Below are 18,452 nucleotides of genomic sequence, written 5' to 3'. Positions count from 1 at the left end.
TTAATCCGCAGTGGATTGCAAAGAAGTCGCCCGGTGATTTTAGATACTGGCAAGCCTGACTTTGAAGTTTCCAGCAGATTGAGTGCGGATTACAATGGAGTCGCCCGGCGATCCGCGACAGAGTGGGTCAAGATATGCAATCCTGACCCGCACCGTCTTGACCCGCATCGTTACAAATTCTGACCAACCTGAATATTAAATCTTCTCTGTCTGATAAATCGATATTTCTGGAACGGTTTTTGCATATACAAAACCAAGGACCGTTTAGTAAAGATTCCCTCTTTTTGCCCTTCTGCTGCTTCTACTCTTGTCACCTTGCTGGTGACCCGGCCCCCTTCTCTTAGTGAGTTTCCTTCATACGCTGTTCAGCAAAAACAAGGTGAAAGTTTTTATCCGGTATATGGTTAGTGTTCGTTGCAAAATGATTGTACAGGCAATTTTTAAAAAAGCAGGCCTGGATTGCGAGGTGATCGATCTCGGTGAAGTAGACGTACAAGGGGGTATTTCTGTCGGGCAATTGAACCAGTTGCGTACCGGTTTATTGGAAGCCGGGCTCGAACTGATTGACGACAAAAAACATGTGCTGATCGAAAAAGTGAAAAACGTCATTGTGGAGCTGGTACACTACACCGATGAGCTGCCCAAAATGAAGAATTCGGACTACATCAGTTCGAAACTGCAGTATGATTACACCTACCTCGCCAATCTGTTTTCGGAAGCGGAAGGGACGACCATTGAAAAATACATCATTGCTCACAAGATTGAACGGGCGAAAGAATTGCTGCGGTATGACGAACTCAATCTGACCCAGATCTCCTACAAACTCAATTACAGCAGTGTCGCTCATTTGTCCAACCAGTTCAAAAAGGTGACCGGTGTAACGCCCTCCTGTTACAAACAACTTAAACAAAATGGACGCACCGCGCTGGAGAATCTGTGAATAATGTAACCTTTCTGAGGAATTGTGTAACATATACGAGTTCGCAAAAGCCCATCTTAGCATTGCAAAACAAAACCAGCCTGATCATTCAACGACTATGAAACAAAAACTACTTAGTAGCCTGGTCTACAGTGCCTTGTTCGCTTTACCGTTCATCGGTTTCGGACAGAGCGCCCCCCCCCTCGGAACGACATCTACCTTTGCTTTATTTACCGCCAACGGGGCGCTTTTCAACGACGGAGCTTCCCGGATTACGGGTGACATTGGAACCAATGTTGGGGCCATCACTGGCTTTGAGTCAGCTACTGTGACGGGCAGTACGCGCACTCAAGGAAGCCCGGAATCGATCCAGGCAGCGGCTGATGTCGCGTTGGCTTACAGCTCGCTGCTTGCCGCTCCCTGTAATCCGACGGCCATCGGGGTGGAGTTAGGAGGACAGACGCTGAATCCGGGTGTTTCCTGCCAGACTTCCGCGTTGCCAACTACTCTGAACGGGACGCTGACTTTAAGCGGAGCCGGTATTTTTATCATCAAATTGAACAGTGCCTTAACTACAGGTACCAATTCAAACATTCTGTTAACGAATGGAGCCACGGCTGAAAATGTGTTTTTTCAAATCAACGGAGCTGCCACCCTGGGAACCGGTTCGACGTTTAGAGGAACCATCGTTGCACTGGACGCCATCGTTCTGAATACGACTACGCTGGAAGGAAGAGCCCTTTCAACAGCGGGGGCCATTACCATCAATGCCAGCACGGTTATTGTTCCGGCGGCAGCCCCGTTGCCGGTAACGCTGGTCAGCTTCACGGCGAAAGCCCAAGCCAATCGGACGGTTGAGCTGGCCCTGACGACGTCGCTGGAAATCAATAACAAAGGCTTTTTGATTGAACGGAGTAAAGATCTGCAACGGTTCGAGAAAGTGGGTGAAGTAAGTGACGTCTCGGCGAACAGTACCTCTTTAAAAACCTACCGGCTGACGGATCAGACGCCCTTTTCCGGCACCAGCTATTACCGTCTGACGCAGACGGATTTGAACGGACGATCGACGGTATACCGGGCGGTTTCGGTGGTGTTGCGGGATGATGCCTACGGCGTATATCCCAATCCGGTGGCACACGGAGAACGCTTCGTGCTGCGGCTGGACGAGCCGGAAACCGCCACCCTTGGATTCTACAGTGCCGATGGTCGTGTGTTGTCTCTCCAGAAAACCGGTATTCAATCGGGAAATCTGCTGCTGAAATCGACGGGCCTGTCGTCGGGTGTCTACATTCTCAAGGTGCAGGAACGGGGGCAAACACGCCAGCACCGTTTTATCGTGGAGTAGCCGTTTGTATACCTGACTGGCTGGTTTTCAACCCTCATTCCGGGCCAGTCACCGATTCTCAATAGTCCATTTTGGAGCCATTTACCGGTGATTTCGGTTCACCCTGGCACGGCTTTGTGCGGTCATTCCGACTTTTCTGCTCCCTTATACTGCGTATCACGAATGATCGAGAACTACCTTCGAACGCATACCAACCGTTTTCTGTCCAGCTACCTCATTCTGCTGAGCGACACGATCATAACCGGTATTGCCTTTGCCCTGGCTTATGGGCTGCGGTTTAATTTTGATTTCAGCGTCATGAACGGGAATACGCTGCTGGGCGGTTTGCTGATCACGACCCTCTGTCGCTTAACCTGCTTTGTTCTGGTGGGTTCCTACCGGGGCATTATCCGGCACACCAGCCTGGAAGACCTGCGGCTGTTGGGGTTGGCGGTTACGATGAGTACGGCGCTAACGGCGCTGGTTTCGGGCCTGCTGGCTTTGGGAAGTGGACCGTGGACAGTTTCCGTACCGGTTTCCATTCTCCTCATCGACTATTGCTGCTGTCTGGTTATACTGGCCGCCAGCCGGTTTGGTGCAAAGGCATTGTACTGGCATCTGCTCCTGGTGGGTGGCGGTCGTCGCCAGCCTGTTCTGATTTATGGGGCTGGCCAAACCGGATTGCTCACCCGCAAAGCCCTGGAGCAGGACCCCGACCACTGGTATCAGATGCTGGCGTTTGTGGATGACGATCCCGCCAAACGCGATAAGGTGCTGGAAGGTGTTGAGGTGCTGTCGCGCCAGCAGGCCTACCAACGCTTTATTAAAGGGCAAACCGTGCTGCCCCAGGTGATTTTGGCGATGGAGTCCAGTACACCCCACCAACGGGCGCAGATCACCGACTTTTTTCTGCAATACGACATTCCGCTCAAAACCGTTCCGGGCGTTCGGCAGTGGATGGACGGTCGGCTCGATACGCTCCAAATCCGCGACATTCGCATCGAGGATCTGCTTGAAAGAGCCCCCATTCAGCTTTTCAACGACGCTTTGCGGGCACAGCTCGCTGATCAGGTGGTGATGGTGACGGGTGCGGCCGGTTCCATCGGGAGCGAACTGGTGCGTCAGCTGCTGGGTCATCATCCGCGTATGATTGTGCTGGTCGACCAGGCTGAATCGGCTTTGTTCGACCTGGAATTTCAACTCCGCCAGCACTTTAAAACCGCCCTGAACGAAATCCGGCTGGTGATCAAAATCGCCGATGTGTCCAACCAGACGCGAATGCAGCACGTGTTTCGGGATACCCGGCCGACCCTGGTTTTTCATGCCGCAGCCTACAAACACGTTCCACTAATGGAAGAACATCCGTTTGAGGCCGTGCGGGTCAATGTGCTCGGCACGCAGGTGATGGCCGATCTGGCCCTGGAATACGGGGTGCAGCGGTTTGTAATGATCTCGACTGACAAGGCCGTCAATCCGACCAACGTGATGGGAGCGACCAAGCGGCTGGCCGAGCTGTATGTCCAGAGTCTGAACCATTCAGACCCGCTGTTGCGCCGGACCCGGTTTATGATCACCCGGTTTGGTAACGTACTGGGTTCCAACGGCTCGGTAGTAACGGTTTTTCGGCAGCAGATCCAGGGGGGCGGGCCGGTAACGGTAACCCACCCCGAGGTTCGGCGGTATTTCATGACCATTCCGGAATCCTGTCAACTGGTGCTCGAAGCCGGGGCGATGGGGCAGGGTGGGGAGGTCTTTGTTTTCGACATGGGCGAACCGGTCCGAATTGTGGATCTGGCCCGGAAGATGATCCGGTTGTCGCGCGAGCCGGGCGGGCCGGACATCAAGATCGTTTTTACCGGGTTGCGACCGGGCGAGAAACTGTATGAAGAATTGCTGCATACGAACGAACGCACACTGCCCACCCATCATCCCAAAATTATGATTGCCCGGGTGGCGGCCCTGCATGCGGAGGAAATCCGGTTTTGTCTGGAACAACTCCGTCACCAGCTCACGGAAGGCAATGACCGGGCTTTGGTGAGTAGCATCAAACGAATCATTCCCGAGTTCATCAGCAACAATTCCGAATTCAGCACACTGGATTATTGAAAGGAATCCCGTGGCGGTAGCTACGGAACAAACACCAACCGAATCATGCGTAAATTACTAGTTGTCGATGGTCATTCTATTGTGCGCTCGGGCATCCGTCTGTTGTTGAAAGACTACTACGGCACGATCCAGATCGACGAGGCCCAGAACGGCGGGGTGGCTTTCCGGAAAATCATGGACACGGATTATGATCTGGTGATCATGGAACTGAATCTGCCGAACACCGATACGTTTAGTTTTCTGGAAAATCTCCGCAAGATGGTGCCTGAGTTGCCCATCCTCCTCTTCACGACGGTTACCAAATATGCTTTTCTGAAGCGGTATCTGCAAATGGGAGTAAAGGGGTATTTGAGCAAGGAAGCGGGCGACCCGGAAATTCTGACGGCCGTGCGGATTATCCTGGCAGGTCGAAAATACATGGATCCCTCGTTGCAGGACCAGACGCTGGAAGACCGGCATCTGGCGGATGAACTGGATCCCTTCCAACTTCTGTCGAACCGGGAGTTTGAAATTGCCCAGCATCTGTTCAAAGGAACGTCGGTGAGCACCATTGCTGATTATCTCAATATTCACACGTCCACAGTTGGGACACACAAAGCCCGGATCTATGACAAATTGCGGGTCGATAACGTTATCATGCTCAAGGATTTGGCAGAACTGTATCGGTTGATTTAGTCGGGAAAAGCCGCTTGTAAAAGCCGGATTTTTAAAATTGGCGGTGCAATACGGGGAGGCTGTGGGCGCGGCTTCCTTCAGTTGGTCGGTCCTGTTTACAAAAATCGTACAAATGTTGATGTATATTTGTAAACAACCGTATGCAACTGACCCCGTATGGCTCAACGTAACCTGTCATTGAAAGGCCCCATTATTTCCATCGAAGATGATGAAGACGACCAATTCCTGCTGGGGCAAATTGTAAAGCAGTTGAATGTTCCCAATGAAATCCGGTTTTTTCCCAACGGTCAATTGGCCCTGCAGTATCTGGAAACGACCGATGAACAGCCTTTTCTGATTTTGTGTGACATCAACATGCCCATTATGAACGGGCTGGAACTGCGCCGACGGATCAATCAGAACGAGGCCCTGCGCCAGAAATCCATTCCATTTGTGTACCTAACGACCGCAGCCAATCCCGACATCATCCGCGAAGCCTATGAACAGGAAGTACAGGGCTTTTTCCAGAAAGCAACGGATTATGCCGGTTTTCAGCAACAAATGAAGCTTCTCGTTGAATACTGGAAGAATTGCCTGCACCCCAACAGCACGCTGTAAACTCCTGCGTTTTTGGGCAATTCTAAGTACAATACAATTTCGGGATTGAATCCGCCGTTTAGTATTCGACCGAAAACACCGCGTCCCAGCCGTTGAGGTCGGTTGGGAGCGCGAGGGGTGGCGGTTCCTGATTTTTGATTTTTTCCAGCCTTGGTTCCCGCATTCTATGGCCTTTCTGTTTCGCATTTTTTCCCGACTGAGCTTCTTTTTCGTCGTTTACACGGTTTTAGGTTGCACGCTATTCGATGGGTTGTCGCCCAAAGACAAAGGCTCGAATGTCATTGTGGGCTGGGGTGATAGCATGACAGAAGGCAGCAACGGCAGCTCGTATCTGATTGAACTACAGAAACTGGCCCCGCAGTACACGTTTGTGAACGAGGGGATCTCCGGAGAAAAAAGCTACCAGATTGCCAAACGGATGCTGGCTGCGACCGATAAACATTCGTATAATACGATCATCTGGGCCGGTCGAAACAACTACCTGGAGCCTGAGCAAATCAAAGCCGACATCGCGTCGATGGTCAAAGCGCTAGGGCACGACCGGTATCTGGTGTTGAGTATCGTAAACGGCAGTTTCGGCCAGAATGAAGATGTTTTTGGGGCAGGCCACGACGCCATCATGAAACTGAATGGGGAATTATACACGATTTATGGCGACCATTACGTCAATATTCACGCGTACTTGCTGTCTCAGTATGACCGGTCAAGCTACCTGGATATTGTTGACCATACAGACGATGTGGTGCCGAGATCGTTGCGGTTCGACCCGTTACACCTCAATGTAAAGGGCAATCAGAAAGTGGCCGAGCGAATTTTTCAGAGTATGAACGTCCTGACCAACCAATAAATCCCTCAATGATCGCGAGTCCATTCGTTTATTTCGATACAGGGACAATACCGCTTGCGAATGGTGCCATTGCAGGAAGATCGGCAATGGAGTTTGTTTTGGAATGGGGAGAATTGGCTGTTTTATTTACTTATTTCAAGAATTTATTAGATCCTATTGATCCGAAAAACCATCTTCTTTTCCCGAAAGTGACTTTTTGATCCGAAATCCTTCCAATAGGAAATGATTTCTCACTTTCACGACCAAGACCGATGCATCGGATTCTCTTTGTAGCCACCCTTGCCTTTGCCGCACAAGCTCCTTCGTGGGCACAACAGCCGACTGTTTCAACCGAAAAAGCCGACCTGCGACCTGAATCGCCGGTGATCGAACGCACCGAATCCGTTATTTACGAAAAACGGGTAACGGAAAAACGCCTGACGACTTCGTTTTCTACCCCAGCGCCCGTTTCGGCGTCGACGGCGTCGCTTTCTGCTGAACCACCGGTTTATGAATCACAATCGTTGGGCAGTCCATCCCGCAACGGGCAGATGGTTCCGGGTTCAGCGGTTTTTTCGCCAGCGGACGCAGCACCGAACCCCGACGATATGCGGGTCTTGCGGAAGATGATTGAAACCCAGAACGCCAAGATCGACAGCATTCAAACGGATCTGGGCCAATTGAAAGGCGCCACAACAGCCGCTTCGCCAAACCGCCCGTCGAAACCGGGAAAAGTACTCAAACGCGACAATGTTTCGATTGGCATTTACGCCGGACCTAATTTTTCCAAGTATTCGACGGATCAGGATAGCCTGGAATCCAAAGCCCGCGTGGGCTACCAACTCGGCGTCTACGTTCGTGGTGGTGGGCGACTCTTCGGGCAGGTGGGAGTCGAATACGTGGGGGTGTCGTCGAAACGCTACAGCAAGGATGATAAAGGCACCTCGTTGGACCAGATCAGCAGCACCATCAATACCCACTACGTTCAGATTCCGCTCCAGATCGGGTTTCGGCCGGCCATGTCTCCATCCAAGCGGACGGGAATCCGGATTCAGGCGGGGGCCGAATTGTCGTATTTGCTGAATGCTGATAAAAATGATTTCAACCTGACCGACGACGATTACAACAAAACCGTCGTCAATCTACTGGGTGGTGTCGGCTTCGATCTGGGGCCGGTTACCCTCGATGTGTCCTACCATCATGGCATCAAAGACGTGTATAAAGCCGAGAATGCCAAGCTTCGGATGGTCAGTGCCAGCCTCGGGTTCAAGTTCTGATTTACCCGAATGATCCTGGATAGAGGGTGTTTTCGGGCGGTTTTCTAAAAAAAATGCAAAAATGGGAACAATCATCCGTGGTTGAGCGTACTTTAGTAAGAACCTCTTCCGCAGTTCATGACGCGCCGACAGCATTTTATTGTGATCCTGATTTTAGGAACGCTCACTACAATCAGTCCATTTTCCATCGACATGTATCTGCCGGGTTTTCCGGCCATTGCGAAAAGCCTCAACACCACCATTGAACAGGTGCAGCTTTCCCTGACGGCTTACCTGATTGGTATTTCGGTGGGGCAACTCCTGTATGGACCGTTGCTGGATCGCTATGGCCGGAAACGCCCCTTGTATGCGGGGCTGGTGCTGTATTTACTGGCCTCGATTGGCTGTGCGCAGACAACGTCGATCGAAACCCTGATTTTGATGCGGCTTTTGCAGGCTGTTGGGGGCTGTGTCGGGTTGGTGGCAGCCCAGGCGCTGGTGCGTGACTTGTTTCCGGTATCGCAGATTGCCCAGGTTTTTTCGTTGCTGACGCTGGTGCTGGCCATTTCGCCGATGATTGCGCCCACGGTGGGCGGTTATGCGACGGTCGCCCTGGGCTGGCATTCCATTTTCCTGATTCTGGCGGGCATCACGGCTCTGATTCTGGTCGCCATTTATTTCGTTTTACCCGATGGAAAACAGGCCGACCCGTCCTTGTCGCTCCGCCCCAAAGCCGTTCTGACTAGCTTTCTGACGGTGGCAAAACATCCCCAGTTTTTGACTTACACGCTGGTGGGCGGGATTGCCACGTCGGCTCCTTTCGCTTATATTTCCGGCTCACCCGATGTCTTTATGAACATCTACCGGATCAGTGAGCAGCAATACGGCTGGATGTTTGCCTTTTTAGCCATTAGCATGATTGCTCCGACGCAACTGAACCACGTTCTGCTGAAGCGGTTTCGGAGCGAGCAGATCATTCATGCCACACTGATTTACCAATCCACCGTGGGGTTGTTGATGGTTTGGGGAACCTGGGCGGGCTGGTTTGGCCCTTACGGATTGATCGCCATGTTGTTTTTGTTCCTCGCTGGACAGGGATTGACCGGCCCCAATGCCTCGGCACTTTCGCTGGCTCCTTTTTCCCGTCATGCAGGCAGCGCGGCCGCACTGATGGGCAGCTTCCGGATGGGCTTTGGTGCGCTGGTTTCCGCGGCCGTCAGTGTTTTCCATAACCACACCGCCATCCCGATGGTAGGTACGATGCTGGTCTGCGTGTTCAGTGGTTTGGTTATTTTCATGACAGGACAACGGGTGATTCATTACCGGGCGAAGAAAGCCGGTTTTGAAGAATCACTTTCGGAGGTGGCGTTATAAGATAGGATTCTATCAAACGCATAAAAAAACCGTAGCGTGGCTCGCTACGGTTTTTTTATGCGTTACAAATTGATGTATTGGTTACTTACTGGCTTCGGCCGCCGGTTGGTCTTGCCCGATGGCGCTGGGGTCCATCCACATTACTTCCCACAGGTGTCCGTCCAGGTCCTCAAAACCGTGTCCGTACATAAAGCCCTGATCCTGTTTTTCATTCGGCGTTTTTCCACCAGCCGCCACCGCTTTGCTGACCAGTTCATCGACAGCCTCCCGGCTTTCGGCAGAAAGGCAGATGATCGATTCAGTGGTTTTGGTCGAATCGGCAATTGCTTTTTTGGTGAATGACTGGAAGAACGGTTCCACCAGCAGCATCACAAAAATAGCTTCGCTGATGATCATGCAGGTAGCTTTTTCGTCCGTAAACTGGGGATTGAAGCGGTAGCCCAATTGGGTAAAAAACGCGATGGATTTGTCCAGGTCTTTAACGGGCAGGTTTACAAAAATTTGAGTGGCCATGTGTATTTGTGGTTTAAAGTTTACCTGACAAAGGTACCGCCGATCCGGATTTTCAGGGGTGTATGACTGCGACATTGACCGGGTCGATTGCGACTTTTTGCGCATCAAACATTTCTTTATTGTTACCGTTTTTTAAACTATTGTCACTTGAGTGTGTCTATAGTTCATTCAACTTAACATGAAACGCTATGAAAACGAATCATAATAGTTTTATCTTGATCCTGCTGGTGATCCTGATGGCGGGGCATTCGATGGAGGCTCAAATTCTGAAAAGCTGGAGCCCCCAAGCCAAAGGAACGGCCATTGGAGCCGGAACCGGCGCGGCCGCCGGAGCCATTATCAACAAACGGAACCGTGTGGTGGGTGGAGTCATCGGTGGGGTAGTGGGTGGTGCTGCCGGGTATGCTGTCGGCAAACACATCGACAACAAGCGTAAGAAGGCGGCCTGGCAGGAAGCCGGTCGTCGGGCGGCAGAGCAGCAGCCGCTGGCCACCAGCAAGGGAGCCGCTCCTTCGATTACAAAACGCACCGCTTTGGCAGCCAGACCTGCAGTATCGGCTACAAAACCGACCTTTAGTGCCGTTCAACCGGTGCAGAAGTCGGAAACCGAGAACAATCCGGCCCTGTATGTCCTGAACCAGGGCTATCTGCCTAATCCGTATTACGGGGATCAGACGGCGCCGTATGGAGCGACGGAATACCGCCAGAAAAGCTGGTAACATCGATCCGTATTCGTTCATCTCACCTTAAAATCGCAAACACCATGAAAGCATTCATCGCAATAGCTATGCTGGCAGCACTGACTACGGCTTGCTCGCCCGCCAGTGAACCTGTCAATGTACAGGAACTGAATAAGCAGTTTATCTCGGCCTGGAATACGAAAGAGGCTGACAAAATTGTCGGTTTTCTGGCCGACGACGTCCAGTTTGTTCAAGGAAACAGCCATTTGCAGGGCAAGTCCGAAGTCGCCACGAAATGGGTTCGGGCCACCTTGCCTTCGCTGGACGACCTGAAAACGTTTACCGTCAGTTCGTCAACCGATCAGCAAACCGCTTACGAAGCCGGAACGTTCTCCGTCGACGTGTTGCCCGCCAACCCGGACGAACCGCACGGAACAGGTGAAGGAAACTACCTGCTGCTCTGGAAAAAAGGAGCCGACAACACCTGGAAGCTTAGTTATGCCCAACTGGAAGACCTGCCGGTTCGGGTGAAGTAAGAATCAGTATTTCTTACGTGTTTCTTTGGGTTTCATCGCCCGTATTGACAACCCGCTGGTTGTTGGTGCGGGCGATTTCTTTTGTTCATCCCGGCCACCAACCATTCATCCCGGTATTTATACCGCCAAAGTACTATGTATAGCAAGGTACCTTACGGAGTAATTACCTTTGAATCATCAAAACGGCGGCAACGTCGCACCGGCCGGAAAACGGCAGTAACAACAAACACTAACAACATCCTTAAACAACCCATACGATGAAAGCCTTATTCACTTCCGCACTGCTTGCTTTGGTTCTTAGTACGTCTTCAGTCGCGTTTGCCGCTGACAACAAAGAAAATGCCGACCCCAAATCCACGTTTCAATCGGCGGTTTATCCGATGATCAACAGCATGAAGGTGAGTGTGAACGTCAGCAAACCGAAAGACAGTAAAGTCGATATCCGGTTGGTGAACGAAGCCGGTCAAACGCTGACAGTTTTAAAACTGGGCAAAGACAACGAATCGTCGATCATCCGGTTTGACCTCAACAACCTGGAAGACGGGATTTACAAAGTAGAAGTTTCCGACGGGGTCAAAACCGACGTCAAAACCGTGAAAGTGCAAACCAGCACCCCCGTTGAAGTAGCGCACCGTGAAGTGAGTTTGAAGTAATTGGCGGAAATCCTTCATGATTTGATAACCCGGACGCAACAGGATTCGAAGTAGCTTTGCAACTCTTTCGTATTCTCATGTTCATTGGGTAATCCAAACAGACTAAGGACTTCCGATAGATTCTGTTTCAACGATTTAGAGTTAACGCCACAAATCCCGACAGCTTGCCGGGATTTGTTTTTTGATTTTAATCGGACGACCAGTTGCAGAAATTAACGGCTTGATTTCATGGCTTTTACAACCTGAAGATTCTTGTCACGGGATAATTTCTCATAGTCTTCTGTGTCGCAACCCAGCAACGCAATTCGCCCGTTTTCGTCGCTGTGAACGCCCCAGCCGTAGCGTTTGGTCAGGGGAGAAGCCCGAAAACACGGCTGTCCTTTGGAAAAGAACTGCTGGCGGGCGGCTGGCCGTTCACTTTCCGTGAGGTCGTTCCGTTGGACATATACCTGAAACAAGACATCATCCGACGTGTATTGATATGGATTTCGGCTCAGCATCTCAAACTGCATCGTAGCCACCGATTTGGCGTCACCTTTCTGCGGTGGAATTTCTCCCCGGCTTGCGGGGCAGTCGTCGGCAATGGCAATGAGCGTGTTGGTGAAATTGGTGGTATGAATTTTCATAAGGAACGTTGATTGGAGCTTTTACGGGTTTTGCAACAGTTTTCCGCCGGTTTCTGCAATTCTGAATTGGATGAGATCGGTGATCAGGGCCAGCGGCAGTGGTTTATTATACGCAAACTGAACCGTGCTTTTCGATCCTTTATAGGGCGCGATGGCTTCCTGAAAAGCGTCGTTGCCTTTGGGGGCCGGGTACATCCCGATGTGGTTTTTATGGGCCGCAAAATGAATCAGATAACCGTTCAGCCTGAACGTCGGCATGTTGTAGCTAATGGTTTCTTCCGCATCGGGGGCCGCTTTCTGAACACTTTCCCGAATTTGTTGCAGCAGTTCCTGCGTTTCGGCTGGAAATCCGGCGATGTAGGCGTCGATGCTGGCGGGTTTGTTCATACGCGGAAAAGGGTTTTCTATCCATGAAGTCTTTTATAGACCAGGAAGGAGTGTGAGAGATGAAATACGAGAAAAAGTACTGAAACCGCTCCGAAAATCCAAGGTCGATAGGTCAGATTGAAAGAAAACGAGCGGCCAATCAGTCCGATGCCCATTAACCAGACAAATGGCGTGTAAGCGGGAGCCAGAAAGCCCCAAAGGCTGTGGCTCCACGGACTATCGGGTGCATAGAGCAGGACGAGCCACGAGGAAAAGTAGAGGAACAGGCCGGCCCCATACACAATAAAACCGGTTTTCCGGGTCCTTGACACCAGCGAAAATGGCATCAGGTAAGCCAATCCAAAGACTAGAAACCTCAGGCCGTTTTCGCCGAAAGCTAAAAACGGAGGGATATCCTTCCAAAATACCGCAGGTTGAAAAACGGGCGGCAGTTGATTCGAAAAGGCCAGATTCCAGAGCAGAATGGGGATGAGCAGAAGAAAACAGGTTAGGAAATAGGTTTGAAAGGGGTTTGGTTTCATTTCTTCCTGTTTTTTCGTTTTGGGAAAGGAACGCGGATTGAACGGATTTAAACGGATTATCACAGATTAAAATCCATTTTGACCCGTTCAATCTGTGTTCCTATCCCAAAATCTTCTCCAAACACTTTATTGTAATCAAATACGTCGGTTTTACGCCCAGCGTCCCCAAACTCCCGGAGGCCAGCGTCGCCCCCGTGAGCAACGGGTTGTCCGACGCGTAATAGGCATACCGCACCTTCATGCTGGGCTGTACGCTGCCCCGGATTTTGGCGTGTGACTGAATCGCTTTCTGGTAATGCGCGCCCTCCATTTCGAGCCCGACGGCTTTCCAGGACGAGTTTTTGAAATACGACAGAATGTCTTTGTTCTGCAACGACGTTCCCAACACCGTAATCATCGCGCCCTCGTAGGCATCGATGCCAAAACCGGCAAAATCAGCAATGGAAAAATCGTTTTCCAGCGGGTAGTTGTCGGCGGTTCCCTCAAAAATGTGCGAAGTCGGAATCATCAGGTCGCCTTTGTCGCCGGTCAGAATACCGGCTTTGCCCATGATCGAGATCGAGGCCACATTCAGCGCGAACGACTCGTCGCCGTGGTCATACGGTTTCAGCAATTCGTCCATCGTTTCAAAAGCCTGTTCGCCAAACGCGTAGTCCATCACCAGCAGCAGCGGCTGGGTTTCCTGAATCAAAACCGGGTTGTGAGCAATCTCCGGCGACAATTTCGTAGCATCGAGTTGGGCAGTATCGATCACTTGCACCAGCAGATTCGTGCCCCCCAAATCCTCCAGTTCGTGCAAGCCGTGGGCTTCGGCAAATTCGATCACCTGCTGGCGGAGTTCCTGTTGCGCAGGCTGGCTAAGTTTGTAGGCCAGCTCATAGAGGTTGTCCCAGGACGTCACTTCGGCCAGCGCGGCCGGGGCATACAGGCAGTTGACAACGCTGTGCGGATTGGCGCTGATGACGTGGATCGGGCGGTTTTGCCAGCCGTTGGTCTGAATGTAATGTTTGATGCGGGTGGCCCAGCGTTCACCGTACAGGTGCTGTCCGACGCGCTCCCGCAGCATGGGCGTGAAGTTGATTTCACGGTCGACTTTTTTCTCCTGAATTTCCCGTACCGACACGCAGCCCAGTCCATAGACAATCTGGAACAAACCGTTGTTGGTTCCGGCGTTTTCCGCAAACCGGTGGTAGGCCTGCTGCGTTTCTTCAAACGTCCGGCCCAGAATCGAACTCAGGTACATCAGAGCCAGTTCCTGTTCGTCTTCCTTGACGGTTCCGCCAGACTGGATAATGGCCTCCAGTTTTTCCCATTCGCGGAGTTTATTGCCCCGGTCGACGAACACATTCCGCCGGATTTTGTCGGCTTCCATAAACAGAAAGGTGAGGTGAGTCAGAATGTCGTAGATTTCGCTGCGGCCGTTCGTGACCTCGATCACCATTTGCTCGTCATCGACGCGGTAGCAGTTCCGTCGGCGTTTGGCCGGCACGAGCACCGGAAACCGCGAATGCTCGAACCCTTCACGCGACACCAGCGTGATGACCCGGCAGGCTTCGATGCCCTTTGGCAAGCGGTCCATAACGTATACAAGGCCGTCTAATTCAACCCGTTGCGGGTCGTTGACTGAACCGTAAATCTCGGGCCGGAGGGTTAGCAGAGCCTGCCGGATTTCTTCACCCGATACGCCGGACGGTTTGTAAAACCCCCGGTTGAACAGGTGCCGCATTGTGATATAGAGTTTTTCAATGGCCAGACGGGATTCCTGAGCGCGGGTCAGGGGGGGCGAATACTCGGTGTTCATCGTGAAGTAGATAAGTAGCTGCAAGATAAATGTTTGAATTTGACTTGTCTTTCATTCCACTTTTGAATAATTCATTTTATTTGCTGAACAGAGCCATTACCCTGGCGCTTTTATCGCACAATGAAAAGCAAACTACCTCTCTATCTCAATCGATTTGGTTTTTTTAAAGGGCTTGCGCTCTATTTCCTGCTCAAATCGAAGCGAAAGCGCGTCGTTCGGATTCGGATTCCGCAGGTGAAACACCCGATTTTTGTTCGGTTGGGGACCTCAGACCGTAACGTGTTCAACAACATTTTTGTGTATGGCGAATACGACGCTGTCGAATTGGGGTTTGCGCCGACCAATTTTCTCGATGGCGGGGGCAACATCGGTCTGGCGGCCGTGTATTTTGCCAATCGCTACCCGCAAATGCAGATTCTTTCGGTGGAACCGGAAAGCGAAAACTTTAAAATCCTTCAGCAGAACATTGCGGCTTATGAAACGATTCGCGCCGTGAAAGCTGGTTTGTGGTCGCGCCCGACGCACCTGGAAATTCGGGATGCGGGGGGAGGAGAATGGGGGTTTACGGTGGAAGAAACCGACACCCCGACGCCCGGTTCGGTGCGGGCCGAATCCATCGAGGGTCTGATTCAGCAGAATGGCGGCAAACCGTTCGACGTTGTCAAGCTGGATATTGAAGGCAGCGAATCAGAAGTGTTTCGGACTAATACCGAGTTGTGGCTTCCCACCGTTCAGGTGCTGGTGGTTGAACTCCACGAGTGGATGAAACCGGGCAGTTCGGCCAGTTTTCTGGCGGCTACGTCGGCTTATTCGTACCGAAAAACGTCGGCGGGGGAGTACGATGTTTACGTTCGGCAGGACGTGACCGCCTGATTACCACTGCTCAAGCACAAATCCCGCTTGTCCGGAATTCCTTTTCTAAATTTCCGTACTTTTGTAAACTGCGAGAAACTCCATCAGCAAATCAAAATGTTTACACTTCGAAAAATGACCCAAACGGCGGTGCTGCTGGCGGCTTTGACCCCGGCACTTTTAGCACAGCCTTCTCCCGAAAAAGCCAAAATGAGTGAAAATCCGCTATTGCAACCGTTCAAAACACCGCACGAGACGGTGCCGTTTGATCTGATTAAAAATGACCATTACCTGCCCGCTCTGAAAGAAGCCATGGCGATGGGCCGGAAGGAAATCGACGCCATTGTGGCGAATCCGGCCGCGCCGACGTTTGAAAATACCGTGGTCGCGCTCGAAAATGCCGGTCATATGGTGAACCGGGTGTCGTCGGTGCTGTTCAATCTGAACAGCGCGGAAACCAGCCCCGAATTGCAGAAAATTGTGCGGGAAGCCTCGCCCTTGCTAACGGAATACGGCAACGATATTTCCCTGAATGAGAAACTGTTCAAGCGCATCAAAACCGTTTACGACCAGCGGGATCAGCTGAAACTGCAAGGCGAAGACCGGATGCTGCTCGAAAAATCATACAAAGGTTTTGCCCGCAACGGGGCCAATCTGAAAGCCGCCGATAAGGACAAATTCCGGGCCATCAACAAAGACCTGTCGCAGTTTTCGTTGCAGTTTGGCGAAAATGTGCTGAACGAAACGAACGAATACCTGATGGAAGTGACGGACGAAAAGGACCTGGCGGGTTTGCCGGACTTTGCGCGGGAAGCCGCCAAAGCCACGGCAACGCAGAAAGGGAAAACCAGCTGGGTATTTACCTTGCAGGCTCCTAGCTACCAGCCGTTTATGCAGTACGCCGACAACCGGGAGTTGAGGAAAAAGCTGTTTATTGCCTATAACTCACGCGGTTTCCACAGTGACAAAAACGACAACCAGCAAATTATCGGCAAACTGGTCCAGCTTCGCTACGACCGCGCCAAACTGTTGGGCTACCAGACGCACGCCGATTTCATTCTGGAAGAAAGCATGGCGGGTTCGCCGGAGAAAGTGAAGCAGTTTCTGAGCGAACTGGCCGGTTACGCCAAACCCGTGGCCGAAAAGCAGATGACCGAACTGACCACCTACGCGAAGCAGAACGGTTTTAAGGATGAACGACTGGAACGTTGGGATTATAACTACTATTCCGAAAAACTGAAAAAGGAGAAATACGCGCTCGACGATGAAATTCTGAAACCGTATTTCAAACTGGAAAACGTCATCGAAGGGGCCTTCACAATTGCCAACAAGCTGTATGGCCTGACGTTCAAGGAGCGGAAAGACGTGCCGACGTACAATCCGGAAGTAAAAACCTACGATGTTTTTGATCAGGACGGCAAGTTTCTGGCGGTTTTTTACGGCGATTACTTCCCGCGGGCGGGCAAACGCAGCGGGGCCTGGATGAACGATCTTCAGGGGCAAAAAGTGGAAAATGGCGTGAACATTCGCCCGCACATTGTTAACGTCTGCAACTTCACGCGTCCCACCGAAACCAAACCGTCACTGCTGAATTTCAACGAGGTAACCACGCTTTTCCACGAATTTGGGCACGGTTTGCACGGCATGCTGGCCAACAGCAAATACGAAAGCCTGTCGGGAACGAGCGTGTACCGCGATTTTGTGGAGCTGCCTTCGCAGGTGATGGAAAACTGGTGTTACGACCCGGAAGCGCTGAAACTGTTTGCCAAACATTACCAGACGGGCGAAGTGATTCCGAATGATTTGATCGAAAAAATCCGGGCGAGCCAGAACTTCATGGCTGGTATGGCCAACCTGACGCAGTTGCGCTATGGGCTGGTCGATATGTACTGGCACGGCGGTGCGCCGAAAGGGGAAACCGTCGAGCAGGTCGAATCCCACATCGATTCGCTGGTAAATCTGTTTCCGAAAGTACCGGGAACGGCTTTCAGTCCGGCGTTCTCACACATCTTTGCCGGTGGGTATTCCGCCGGTTATTACAGCTACAAATGGTCGGAAGTACTGGACGCTGATGCGTTTGAGTTCTTCAAGGAAAAAGGACTGTCGAGCCGGGAAGTGGCCGACAAATTCCGCAAGAACGTCCTGGAAAAAGGGGGGACGGAAAAACCGATGGAGCTTTACAAGAAATTCCGGGGCCGTGAACCATCTCCGCAAGCCATGCTCCGCCGAAGCGGACTGACGCTTTAAAAAGGATTATTTCGCAGAGTTAATCAGAGGTTATCAGAGAAAAACTCCGCTTAACTCTGATAACCTCTGCGAAATAACTTCACTTATTCGCACTCAGCCGGTTGGAAGCCGCAATCAGCAACATCATCAGGCCGAAGCCCAGGAGTGGAAAAGCCGGAAGCCGGGCCGTGACCGTCGACAGCGAAACCTGGTCGCGGGTTTTCGCGTAAATCGCCAGGGCCACGAAGGTGCCACAGAGGGCAATTGCCAGCAGCCCTTTGCCGGCGTAGAGTTCCGGCCACAAAAAGGTGCCCGCCAGCGCATCGTAAATACCGTAGAGAACGGCCATGCAATCAATGGCAACGCCAAGTCTGAAAAGAGATTTCATAAGGGTAGTTGGGTTGGTTGGTGAACGGGCTGACAATCGTCAGAATGAACAACCGGTTGCCCACTCTGTCATTGAATAGCGCATTGAAATACCGGATTTGGTTACACATTCGCTACCCGAAACCCATAACGGGTAGGTTTTAGTCCATAAGTTGCAGCAACCGGCAATAGCTGGTAGAAGACCTCCCAAACG

At 51.6% G+C, this 18,452-nt stretch carries 20 protein-coding genes; 14 read left to right on the top strand and 6 right to left on the bottom strand.

The annotated features are described in order from the left end of the window. Positions 1-421 precede the first annotated feature (421 nt). The 9 genes from F0P93_RS21690 (at position 422) to F0P93_RS21650 (ending at position 9,077) form a co-directional block, all read left to right on the top strand. Positions 422-940, top strand: coding sequence for a helix-turn-helix domain-containing protein (locus F0P93_RS21690; RefSeq protein ID WP_225309593.1), 519 nt, complete (start codon positions 422-424; stop codon positions 938-940). A 97-nt stretch (positions 941-1,037) separates the two neighbouring features. Then, the gene (locus tag F0P93_RS21685) at positions 1,038-2,264 is read left to right on the top strand and encodes an ice-binding family protein (RefSeq protein ID WP_150879843.1); all 1,227 of its coding nucleotides are present in this window, start codon (positions 1,038-1,040) and stop codon (positions 2,262-2,264) included. Between the two features lie 162 nt (positions 2,265-2,426). Continuing rightward, positions 2,427-4,349, top strand: a complete 1,923-nt coding sequence (locus tag F0P93_RS21680) for a polysaccharide biosynthesis protein (RefSeq protein WP_150879842.1) — start codon at positions 2,427-2,429, stop codon at positions 4,347-4,349. A 45-nt stretch (positions 4,350-4,394) separates the two neighbouring features. Then, positions 4,395-5,024: a response regulator gene (locus tag F0P93_RS21675; RefSeq protein WP_150879841.1), complete on the top strand. Its 630-nt coding sequence runs from the start codon at positions 4,395-4,397 to the stop codon at positions 5,022-5,024. Between the two features lie 156 nt (positions 5,025-5,180). Next, positions 5,181-5,621 (top strand): response regulator, encoded by a 441-nt coding sequence (locus F0P93_RS21670; RefSeq protein ID WP_225309592.1) that lies wholly within the window; start codon positions 5,181-5,183, stop codon positions 5,619-5,621. 166 nt (positions 5,622-5,787) lie between these two features. Next, the gene (locus F0P93_RS21665) at positions 5,788-6,468 is read left to right on the top strand and encodes an SGNH/GDSL hydrolase family protein (RefSeq protein WP_150879840.1); all 681 of its coding nucleotides are present in this window, start codon (positions 5,788-5,790) and stop codon (positions 6,466-6,468) included. Positions 6,469-6,476: 8 nt separating this feature from the next. After that, on the top strand, positions 6,477-6,668 hold the full coding sequence (locus tag F0P93_RS21660; RefSeq protein ID WP_150879839.1) for a hypothetical protein: 192 nt from the start codon (positions 6,477-6,479) through the stop codon (positions 6,666-6,668). Between the two features lie 51 nt (positions 6,669-6,719). Next, positions 6,720-7,724 carry a porin family protein gene (locus F0P93_RS21655; RefSeq protein ID WP_150879838.1) on the top strand — a complete coding sequence of 335 codons (1,005 nt, stop codon included), beginning with the start codon at positions 6,720-6,722 and terminating at the stop codon, positions 7,722-7,724. A 117-nt stretch (positions 7,725-7,841) separates the two neighbouring features. Next, entirely contained in the window at positions 7,842-9,077 is a 1,236-nt protein-coding gene (locus tag F0P93_RS21650) for a multidrug effflux MFS transporter (RefSeq protein WP_150879837.1), read from the top strand. Between the two features lie 81 nt (positions 9,078-9,158). On the opposite strand, the gene F0P93_RS21645 is transcribed toward F0P93_RS21650, so the two are convergent. Next, the gene (locus F0P93_RS21645) at positions 9,159-9,590 is read right to left on the bottom strand and encodes a VOC family protein (protein ID WP_150879836.1); all 432 of its coding nucleotides are present in this window, start codon (positions 9,588-9,590) and stop codon (positions 9,159-9,161) included. A 188-nt stretch (positions 9,591-9,778) separates the two neighbouring features. Here F0P93_RS21645 and F0P93_RS21640 point away from each other — a divergent pair, with 188 nt between their 5' ends. The 3 genes from F0P93_RS21640 to F0P93_RS21630 all read left to right on the top strand — a co-directional run bounded on the left by F0P93_RS21640 (position 9,779) and on the right by F0P93_RS21630 (position 11,459). Beyond that, complete coding sequence (locus F0P93_RS21640; protein ID WP_150879835.1) at positions 9,779-10,309, top strand: YMGG-like glycine zipper-containing protein; 531 nt, start codon at positions 9,779-9,781, stop codon at positions 10,307-10,309. 44 nt (positions 10,310-10,353) lie between these two features. Further along, entirely contained in the window at positions 10,354-10,806 is a 453-nt protein-coding gene (locus tag F0P93_RS21635; RefSeq protein ID WP_150879834.1) for a YybH family protein, read from the top strand. 257 nt (positions 10,807-11,063) lie between these two features. After that, positions 11,064-11,459 (top strand): T9SS type A sorting domain-containing protein, encoded by a 396-nt coding sequence (locus tag F0P93_RS21630; RefSeq protein ID WP_150879833.1) that lies wholly within the window; start codon positions 11,064-11,066, stop codon positions 11,457-11,459. Between the two features lie 212 nt (positions 11,460-11,671). Here F0P93_RS21630 and F0P93_RS21625 read toward each other — a convergent pair whose 3' ends face one another. From F0P93_RS21625 to F0P93_RS21610, 4 genes are all read right to left on the bottom strand, one after another. Further along, positions 11,672-12,085, bottom strand: coding sequence for a DUF6157 family protein (locus F0P93_RS21625; protein ID WP_150879832.1), 414 nt, complete (start codon positions 12,083-12,085; stop codon positions 11,672-11,674). Positions 12,086-12,106: 21 nt separating this feature from the next. Next, positions 12,107-12,472 (bottom strand): iron chaperone, encoded by a 366-nt coding sequence (locus tag F0P93_RS21620; RefSeq protein ID WP_150879831.1) that lies wholly within the window; start codon positions 12,470-12,472, stop codon positions 12,107-12,109. 17 nt (positions 12,473-12,489) lie between these two features. Next, a complete protein-coding gene (locus tag F0P93_RS21615; protein ID WP_150879830.1) occupies positions 12,490-12,993 on the bottom strand; it encodes a hypothetical protein in 504 nt (167 codons plus the stop codon). Between the two features lie 100 nt (positions 12,994-13,093). Further along, positions 13,094-14,794, bottom strand: coding sequence for a DUF6909 family protein (locus F0P93_RS21610; RefSeq protein WP_150879829.1), 1,701 nt, complete (start codon positions 14,792-14,794; stop codon positions 13,094-13,096). 120 nt (positions 14,795-14,914) lie between these two features. Here F0P93_RS21610 and F0P93_RS21605 point away from each other — a divergent pair, with 120 nt between their 5' ends. Continuing rightward, positions 14,915-15,667, top strand: coding sequence for an FkbM family methyltransferase (locus F0P93_RS21605; protein WP_150879828.1), 753 nt, complete (start codon positions 14,915-14,917; stop codon positions 15,665-15,667). 96 nt (positions 15,668-15,763) lie between these two features. Then, complete coding sequence (locus tag F0P93_RS21600) at positions 15,764-17,893, top strand: M3 family metallopeptidase (RefSeq protein ID WP_150879827.1); 2,130 nt, start codon at positions 15,764-15,766, stop codon at positions 17,891-17,893. A 79-nt stretch (positions 17,894-17,972) separates the two neighbouring features. On the opposite strand, the gene F0P93_RS21595 is transcribed toward F0P93_RS21600, so the two are convergent. Continuing rightward, a complete protein-coding gene (locus tag F0P93_RS21595) occupies positions 17,973-18,260 on the bottom strand; it encodes a hypothetical protein (protein ID WP_150879826.1) in 288 nt (95 codons plus the stop codon). Positions 18,261-18,452: the final 192 nt, after the last annotated feature.

This window comes from Larkinella humicola, from assembly GCF_008727875.1.
Lineage (GTDB): Bacteria > Bacteroidota > Bacteroidia > Cytophagales > Spirosomataceae > Larkinella > Larkinella humicola.
This window is presented reverse-complemented; position numbering and strand designations above follow the sequence as displayed.

Bases quoted from the DNA above. Each gene is read 5' to 3' on its own strand.
- F0P93_RS21690 (WP_225309593.1), top strand. From the start codon at position 422: ATGATTGTACAGGCAATTTTTAAAAAAGCAGGCCTGGATTGCGAGGTG.
- F0P93_RS21685 (WP_150879843.1), top strand. From the start codon at position 1,038: ATGAAACAAAAACTACTTAGTAGCCTGGTCTACAGTGCCTTGTTCGCT.
- F0P93_RS21680 (WP_150879842.1), top strand. From the start codon at position 2,427: ATGATCGAGAACTACCTTCGAACGCATACCAACCGTTTTCTGTCCAGC.
- F0P93_RS21675 (WP_150879841.1), top strand. From the start codon at position 4,395: ATGCGTAAATTACTAGTTGTCGATGGTCATTCTATTGTGCGCTCGGGC.
- F0P93_RS21670 (WP_225309592.1), top strand. From the start codon at position 5,181: ATGGCTCAACGTAACCTGTCATTGAAAGGCCCCATTATTTCCATCGAA.
- F0P93_RS21665 (WP_150879840.1), top strand. From the start codon at position 5,788: ATGGCCTTTCTGTTTCGCATTTTTTCCCGACTGAGCTTCTTTTTCGTC.
- F0P93_RS21660 (WP_150879839.1), top strand. From the start codon at position 6,477: ATGATCGCGAGTCCATTCGTTTATTTCGATACAGGGACAATACCGCTT.
- F0P93_RS21655 (WP_150879838.1), top strand. From the start codon at position 6,720: ATGCATCGGATTCTCTTTGTAGCCACCCTTGCCTTTGCCGCACAAGCT.
- F0P93_RS21650 (WP_150879837.1), top strand. From the start codon at position 7,842: ATGACGCGCCGACAGCATTTTATTGTGATCCTGATTTTAGGAACGCTC.
- F0P93_RS21645 (WP_150879836.1), bottom strand. From the start codon at position 9,590: ATGGCCACTCAAATTTTTGTAAACCTGCCCGTTAAAGACCTGGACAAA.
- F0P93_RS21640 (WP_150879835.1), top strand. From the start codon at position 9,779: ATGAAAACGAATCATAATAGTTTTATCTTGATCCTGCTGGTGATCCTG.
- F0P93_RS21635 (WP_150879834.1), top strand. From the start codon at position 10,354: ATGAAAGCATTCATCGCAATAGCTATGCTGGCAGCACTGACTACGGCT.
- F0P93_RS21630 (WP_150879833.1), top strand. From the start codon at position 11,064: ATGAAAGCCTTATTCACTTCCGCACTGCTTGCTTTGGTTCTTAGTACG.
- F0P93_RS21625 (WP_150879832.1), bottom strand. From the start codon at position 12,085: ATGAAAATTCATACCACCAATTTCACCAACACGCTCATTGCCATTGCC.
- F0P93_RS21620 (WP_150879831.1), bottom strand. From the start codon at position 12,472: ATGAACAAACCCGCCAGCATCGACGCCTACATCGCCGGATTTCCAGCC.
- F0P93_RS21615 (WP_150879830.1), bottom strand. From the start codon at position 12,993: ATGAAACCAAACCCCTTTCAAACCTATTTCCTAACCTGTTTTCTTCTG.
- F0P93_RS21610 (WP_150879829.1), bottom strand. From the start codon at position 14,794: ATGAACACCGAGTATTCGCCCCCCCTGACCCGCGCTCAGGAATCCCGT.
- F0P93_RS21605 (WP_150879828.1), top strand. From the start codon at position 14,915: ATGAAAAGCAAACTACCTCTCTATCTCAATCGATTTGGTTTTTTTAAA.
- F0P93_RS21600 (WP_150879827.1), top strand. From the start codon at position 15,764: ATGTTTACACTTCGAAAAATGACCCAAACGGCGGTGCTGCTGGCGGCT.
- F0P93_RS21595 (WP_150879826.1), bottom strand. From the start codon at position 18,260: ATGAAATCTCTTTTCAGACTTGGCGTTGCCATTGATTGCATGGCCGTT.